The 5649-nt window shown below is 67.5% G+C and carries 8 protein-coding genes; 5 read left to right on the top strand and 3 right to left on the bottom strand.

Annotated elements, in window-relative coordinates; all coding sequences use genetic code 11:
• Positions 1 to 116 (bottom strand): trehalase-like domain-containing protein (locus VFR64_20860; GenBank protein ID HET9492188.1); only part of this gene is annotated, 116 nt, incomplete at its 3' end.
• A 313-nt stretch (positions 117 to 429) separates the two neighbouring features.
• Here VFR64_20860 and nhaA point away from each other — a divergent pair.
• Positions 430 to 1830, top strand: coding sequence for a Na+/H+ antiporter NhaA (nhaA, locus tag VFR64_20855; GenBank protein HET9492187.1), 1401 nt, complete (start codon positions 430 to 432; stop codon positions 1828 to 1830).
• A 112-nt stretch (positions 1831 to 1942) separates the two neighbouring features.
• On the opposite strand, the gene VFR64_20850 is transcribed toward nhaA, so the two are convergent.
• Positions 1943 to 3331 carry a glucose-6-phosphate dehydrogenase gene (locus tag VFR64_20850; protein HET9492186.1) on the bottom strand — a complete coding sequence of 463 codons (1389 nt, stop codon included), beginning with the start codon at positions 3329 to 3331 and terminating at the stop codon, positions 1943 to 1945.
• A 143-nt stretch (positions 3332 to 3474) separates the two neighbouring features.
• Between VFR64_20850 and VFR64_20845 the strand changes: the two genes are divergently transcribed.
• The 4 genes from VFR64_20845 to VFR64_20830 all read left to right on the top strand — a co-directional run bounded on the left by VFR64_20845 (position 3475) and on the right by VFR64_20830 (position 4919).
• Positions 3475 to 3810, top strand: coding sequence for a hypothetical protein (locus VFR64_20845; GenBank protein ID HET9492185.1), 336 nt, complete (start codon positions 3475 to 3477; stop codon positions 3808 to 3810).
• Positions 3811 to 3871: 61 nt separating this feature from the next.
• Positions 3872 to 4309 carry an Hsp20/alpha crystallin family protein gene (locus VFR64_20840; GenBank protein HET9492184.1) on the top strand — a complete coding sequence of 146 codons (438 nt, stop codon included), beginning with the start codon at positions 3872 to 3874 and terminating at the stop codon, positions 4307 to 4309.
• Between the two features lie 96 nt (positions 4310 to 4405).
• Complete coding sequence (locus VFR64_20835; protein HET9492183.1) at positions 4406 to 4558, top strand: hypothetical protein; 153 nt, start codon at positions 4406 to 4408, stop codon at positions 4556 to 4558.
• A 31-nt stretch (positions 4559 to 4589) separates the two neighbouring features.
• A complete protein-coding gene (locus tag VFR64_20830; GenBank protein ID HET9492182.1) occupies positions 4590 to 4919 on the top strand; it encodes an iron-sulfur cluster assembly accessory protein in 330 nt (109 codons plus the stop codon).
• A gap of 141 nt (positions 4920 to 5060) precedes the next feature.
• On the opposite strand, the gene VFR64_20825 is transcribed toward VFR64_20830, so the two are convergent.
• Positions 5061 to 5285 (bottom strand): hypothetical protein, encoded by a 225-nt coding sequence (locus tag VFR64_20825; GenBank protein HET9492181.1) that lies wholly within the window; start codon positions 5283 to 5285, stop codon positions 5061 to 5063.
• Positions 5286 to 5649: the final 364 nt, after the last annotated feature.

Here is a 5649-nt window from a genome sequence, read left to right as displayed (position 1 = left end):
GCCGGTGAGTCGAAGCGCGGGAAGCAGAGCCAGTCGATCGACCCGCTCCGGCTCACCAGCGCTGCCGTCTCGCAGTCGCCGATCAGCGCGTAGTCCTCGATCGGCGCTGACGTCACCTCGCCTCCTGTGTGCGCGGGTCGGTCATCGGCCTGCCGCAGCCGTGGTCGGGCTGTGGGTCGCACGCCATGGCCGTCACTTTCTTGTCCAGTCAGCTTCGGACGCGGTGTCCTTTCCCTCGAGTAGACGGGCCCCGCCGCGGCGGAATCAACGAGCGCTCGTGGGGCTTTCGGGATCCAGTCTCGCGGAATCGGAGCAGGGGGGCAACCCCGGTCGGGGATCAGCGATGGCTGGGCGAGGTGCGGGCGGCCATGCTACCGTGCGCTCGCTTCGCGAGGAGGTGGTCGGAGGGGCGCTTCAGGGGGTGGAAGGATGGCAGGAGGTCACGGCGATGCAGCGGAGATCATCGGGCTCAAGGACACCGTAGCCCCCACCACGGGGGAGGAGGTGGCGCAGCGGCTGCTGCGGCCGTTCCAGCTCTTCGCCCGTCAGACGGTTTCGGGCGGGATCGTGCTGTTCCTCTTCACCCTCGTCGCCCTCGTCTGGGCCAACTCCCCCTGGGCGGAGGCCTACCAGCGCTTGGTCCACCAGCCCTTCGGCCTGCACCTGGGCGAGCACGGGATCGCCTTCGACCTGCACCACTGGATCAACGACGGCCTCATGGCGGTCTTCTTCTTCGTGGTGGGGCTGGAGATCAAGCGCGAGCTGCTCGTGGGTGAGCTGGCGGAGCCCCGCAAGGCCCTGCTGCCCATCGGCGCTGCCGTGGGCGGCATGCTGGTGCCGGCGACGGTCTACCTCGCCTTCAACGCGGGGCGGCCCACGGCCGGCGGCTGGGGCATTCCCATGGCCACGGACATCGCCTTCGCCCTGGGGGTGCTGGCGCTCCTGGGACCCCGCGTCCCCGACACGCTCGAGATCTTCCTGGTGGCCCTCGCCATCGCGGACGACCTGGGCGCGGTGCTGGTGATCGCCCTCTTCTTCGCGAGCTCGCTGAACTGGGTCGGCCTCGGCCTGGCCGCGGCGTTCCTCGCGGCCATGGTGGCGGCCAACCGTGGAGGCTTCCGCCACCCGGTGGTCTACCTCTGCCTGGGGATCGGCCTGTGGTATGGCGTCCTGATCTCCGGCGTGCACCCGACTCTGGCCGGGGTGCTGGCGGCGCTCACGGTGCCGGCCCGGGTCCGCATTCCCCCGCATCGGCTTGCCCAGGTCGTGCGCCGCGCCGCGGACCGGATCGAGGCGCTCGACGCCGAGGGGGACATGGACTCCCGGCGCTTCGCCGTTGTCAGCTTCCTCCGGAAGGTGACCCAGGACGCCAAGACCCCGCTGCAGCGCTTCGAGCACATGGCCCACCCCTGGGTAGCCTTCGTGATCATGCCGGTCTTCGCCCTGTTCAACGCCGGGGTCGCCATCGACCGCAGCGCCCTCGTCGCGCTGCTTGAGCCGCTGCCCCTCGGGATCGCAGCGGGGCTGGTGCTGGGCAAGCCGATGGGGGTCCTCGCGGCCACCTGGCTGCTGGTGCGGACGGGGACCGCCAGCCTGCCTCAGGGAGTGAGCTGGGGCCACATCTACGGCGTCGCCTGGCTCACGGGCATCGGCTTCACGATGTCGCTGTTCATCAGCGGCCTCGCCTTCCCGGCCACCGACCTCGATCAGCAGGCCAAGCTCGGGATCCTCCTGGGCTCGGTAGTGTCCGGCCTCGGCGGAGCCGTGGTCCTGTCGAGCCTCAAGCGCGAGAAGGCCGTCGAATCCGTGCGCGGGGCCCTTCACCCCTGATGCCCACTCCAATCCAACTGGGACTTTTCCGGCAAGTCCCATTGACTCGTAGGGCTGTCGGGCTGGTGTCCGCGCCGACCACCTCGGGACACCCCGCCGTCGAGGCGCCTGTTCAGTCGGTCCCGCCGGCTGGATGCGCGGCGCCCGCCGGGTACGTGCCCAGCGGCACCCGCTCGGCGGTCCACGCCGCGAGGATTGGTTCCACGATGCGCCAGGATTCTTCGGCCTCGTCGCCACGAATGGAGAGCGTTGGGTCGCCCTCGAGGATGTCCAGGATCAGGCGCGCGTAGGCCGACAGGTCTTGGGCCGCGAGGTCCCGGTCCAGCTCGACGCTCTCCAGCTCGAACGGGTCGCCGGCACCGTTGATGTTCACCCCCAGGCTCATCCGATCGGGGTCGAGCTGGAGCCGCAGGGTGTTGGGCGTGGGATCCGTCTCGTGGCCGAACACGAGGTGGGGCACCGGCTGGAAGTGAATGGCGATCTCTCGCCGATTTCTCGCGAGCGCCTTTCCGGTGCGCAGCAGGAACGGCACCCCCGCCCAGCGCCAGTTGTCGATCGAGAACCTCACCTGCGCGAAGGTCTCCGTCTCCCCGTTGGGATCGACGCCGTCCTCGTCGACGTAGGCCGGCACCGGTCGATCGCTGATTCGGCCCGCGCCGTAGCGGGCACGAATCGTTCGGCGTCCCACCTCGTCGGGCGCGAGCCGTCGGACGGCGCGGAGGACGTCGACCTTGCGGTCGCGGAAATCACGCTCGCTCAGGCTGATGGGCGCTTCCATGCCGATCAGACAGAGCAACTGAAGGAGATGGTTCTGGATCATGTCCCGGAGCGCCCCCGCCGAGTCGTAGTACGCCGCCCGGCCCTCGAGAGCCAGGGTCTCGTCCCAGATGATCTCCACCCGCGCGATATGGCTGCGGTTCCACAGCGGCTCGAAGACGCGGTTGGCGAAGCGCAGTCCGAGGATGTTCTGAACCGTTTGCTTCCCGAGGAAATGGTCCATGCGGAAGACGGCCGTCTCGGGGAACGCCGCGCGCAGGAGGCGGTTCAGCGTCCGGGCCGACGCGAGATTCTCGCCGAACGGCTTCTCGACGACGAGACGGCTTCCGTCCGCCAGGCCAAGGCCGGCCACGGCCCGCACCGTGGCCTCGAGCACCGACGGCGGTAAGGCCAGATAGACGATACCGGGCTGGCGGACATCGTCGAGCACTCTCACCAGGTCGGCCGGATCGCTCGCATCCGCACGCTGGTACACCAGCCTCGAGACCACGGCATGGCGCGAGGCGGGCGCGGTGCCCGCGGCATGGCGCGCCAGCCGCTCCGCCATGTGAGCGCGAAGAGTGGCGGTGTCCCAGTCCTCCCGCGCCGCCCCCACAATCCTCAGCTCGGCGGGGAGCTTGTCGGCCTCGTGGAGGCGGGCGAGCGCAGGCAGGAGCTGCCGGGACGCGAGGTCCCCCGTCGCGCCGAGGACGACGAACCGCCGGATCACGGGGTCACCGTCCACCGGCCCATGCCGACGCTGGCCGGATCGGGGAGCTTCAGGTCGTCCTTCATCACGGGGGTGGTTCTTCCGGTCGCCACCGGCGACCTTCGTACCCAGTGTACGACGAGCGAACGGGGAGGGTACCATCGGCGCGCGGGAGTCGAATGAGCGAGATCGGCACGCTGGCGCACGGCAGCGTCGCGCCCAGGGCCCTTGCTCTTCGCCACCCCGAGCGCCTCGCCTGTGCGATGGCCGCTGGTCGCCGGGCTCACCCGGGCCTGCGCCAGCGTCGTACGCGTTTTGACGGCCCCCACGAACGTCGTGCTTCGCCTCCTCAAGCAGGGAAAGGCGCACGTGTCTCCTACCTGGTCCGCGAAGGTGCCGCCAAGGGGGTGTTCGAGAAGGTCGAGGAGGAGTTGGTCCACAACGTCTTCGAGTTTGCGGACGCGATCGTGCAGGAAATCATGCTACTCCGGATTCCATGGGTCCGCTTGACTTAGTATATATCACGCTATAACATATATATGAAATAGAAGGATGTAAAAGCGAGAGGAGAGCACCATGACCACCATGCTTCGCTGGTCCCCGACCCGGCAGTTCCATTTCCACCACGACGGCGACGACCTGTTCGAGAGGTTCCTCGGCGGCGCCGAAGCCGCTCAGCGTGCCCCATTGCTCCCCGCCGTGGAGGGGCGGATCGAGGACGGCGTCTACGTCATGCAGTTCGCCCTGGCGGGCGTGGAGCCGAAGGATGTCGCGGTCTCCTTGATGGACAACGTCCTCACCGTCAAGGGTGAGCGCAAGGCCGACCACGATTCCACAGGCAAGGACTACTTCGTCCGCGAGGTCGCGTACGGTGCGTTCCAGAGGAGCTTCGCGCTCCCCGTGGGTGTCGACGCCGCCCAAGTGGAGGCGAAGTCCGCGAACGGCATGCTCGAAGTGAGGGTCCCCGCGCCGCGAGCCGCGATGCCGAGGACGATCGAAGTCAAGGCCGCCTGATGGGACTCGGGCCGTGCCAGGCCGACCGGCACGGCCCCGGCTGCTGCCACTGTACGTTCCTAAGTAAAGTAGCTGTTGCTGGCGAGCGTGAGCTGCATGACGGACCACGGCGATTGCGCCCAGGCGTCGCGCTGCACGGTCCGGAAGCCGGCGCGGAAGCTCCAGGCGGCGATCACGGACCTGCTGGACACGATGTCGCTGGCCGAGCTCGGCGGTGACGACGTGCCGGTGGCGCTGGCGGTGAAGTGAGAGACAACGATACAGGAGGACACGGAAGACCATGGCGCTGAAGGTATCGGATGCGGCGGTGAAGCAGGTGAAGGAACTGAAGCAGGCCCAGGACCTGGGCGAGGATGTCTTCCTCCGCATGGGCGTGAAGGGCGGCGGCTGCTCGGGGATGTCGTACGCGCTCGAGTTCGACAGCGAGCTCGGCCCCGAGGACCGGGAGTTCCAGATCGACGGGGTGCGGGTGGTCTGCGACAAGAAGAGCTACCTCTACCTGAACGAGACCACGCTCGACTACGTACAGCAGGGGCTCACGGGCGGCTTCACGTTCGTCAACCCCAACGCCAAGTCGAGCTGCGGCTGCGGCACGTCGTTTTCCGCCTAACGGCTGATCCGTCTTTCCGTCTCAGCCAGCCGGGCAGCCAACTCCGTCACCGTCCGGCAGCTCGGCGTCCATCCGACCGCAGTCAGCAGGGCGCTGGCCGTGCTTGACGGAGGCGTATCTCCGGGGGGCCTCGTCAAACACTCAGCGGGCCTGACTGCTGCTGTCCCTATCGGGCTTGGGGCGCTTCATCAACACCAGCACGGCCGCTGGCTTGACGATTCGTTCAATTGCCGACTGTCCCCAGGTTAATGGCAGGAGAGATATAACTTCCCAGCCCTCGTCACCCGCCTCGTTCAATTCTCCGGTCATCTCATCAAATGGAGTCGAAAGATCGAGACTCAGAAATTGGTACTCCCAGGTGGTCATTAGCCCCTTGAGTCTCGACAGTCGCAAGGATGGTGCTCCTGCCTATCGGCCCATGTGAAGTGCCACTTGTGGCCGACGGGGCACTCATGGTGTGTGACCGGGGTACCGTTCTCGTGCTGCCGGACAGGCATTTTCTTGTCCGGCAGCTTCGAGCGACCACAGTCACAAGTCATGCGAGCAGTTCCTCAGTCTCCACACTCGCTTCGTCACCCAACCCGCATCGCCGGGGTCCCCGGGGTCTCGTGTGACTCCCCATGAGCTTATACCACGCGAAACGTAGGGGGCCGTCCGCCCTGAGGGGTCCTCCTCCAACAGCTTCCATTTAAGAGCGGGTTGACCAGGACGCGCGAAGCGCGGGCAGTCT

The sequence above is a fragment of the Candidatus Methylomirabilota bacterium genome (assembly GCA_035709005.1).
GTDB lineage: Bacteria > Methylomirabilota > Methylomirabilia > Rokubacteriales > CSP1-6 > 40CM-4-69-5.
Note: the sequence above shows the minus strand (reverse complement) of the source record. Positions and strands in the feature narration are given on the sequence as shown.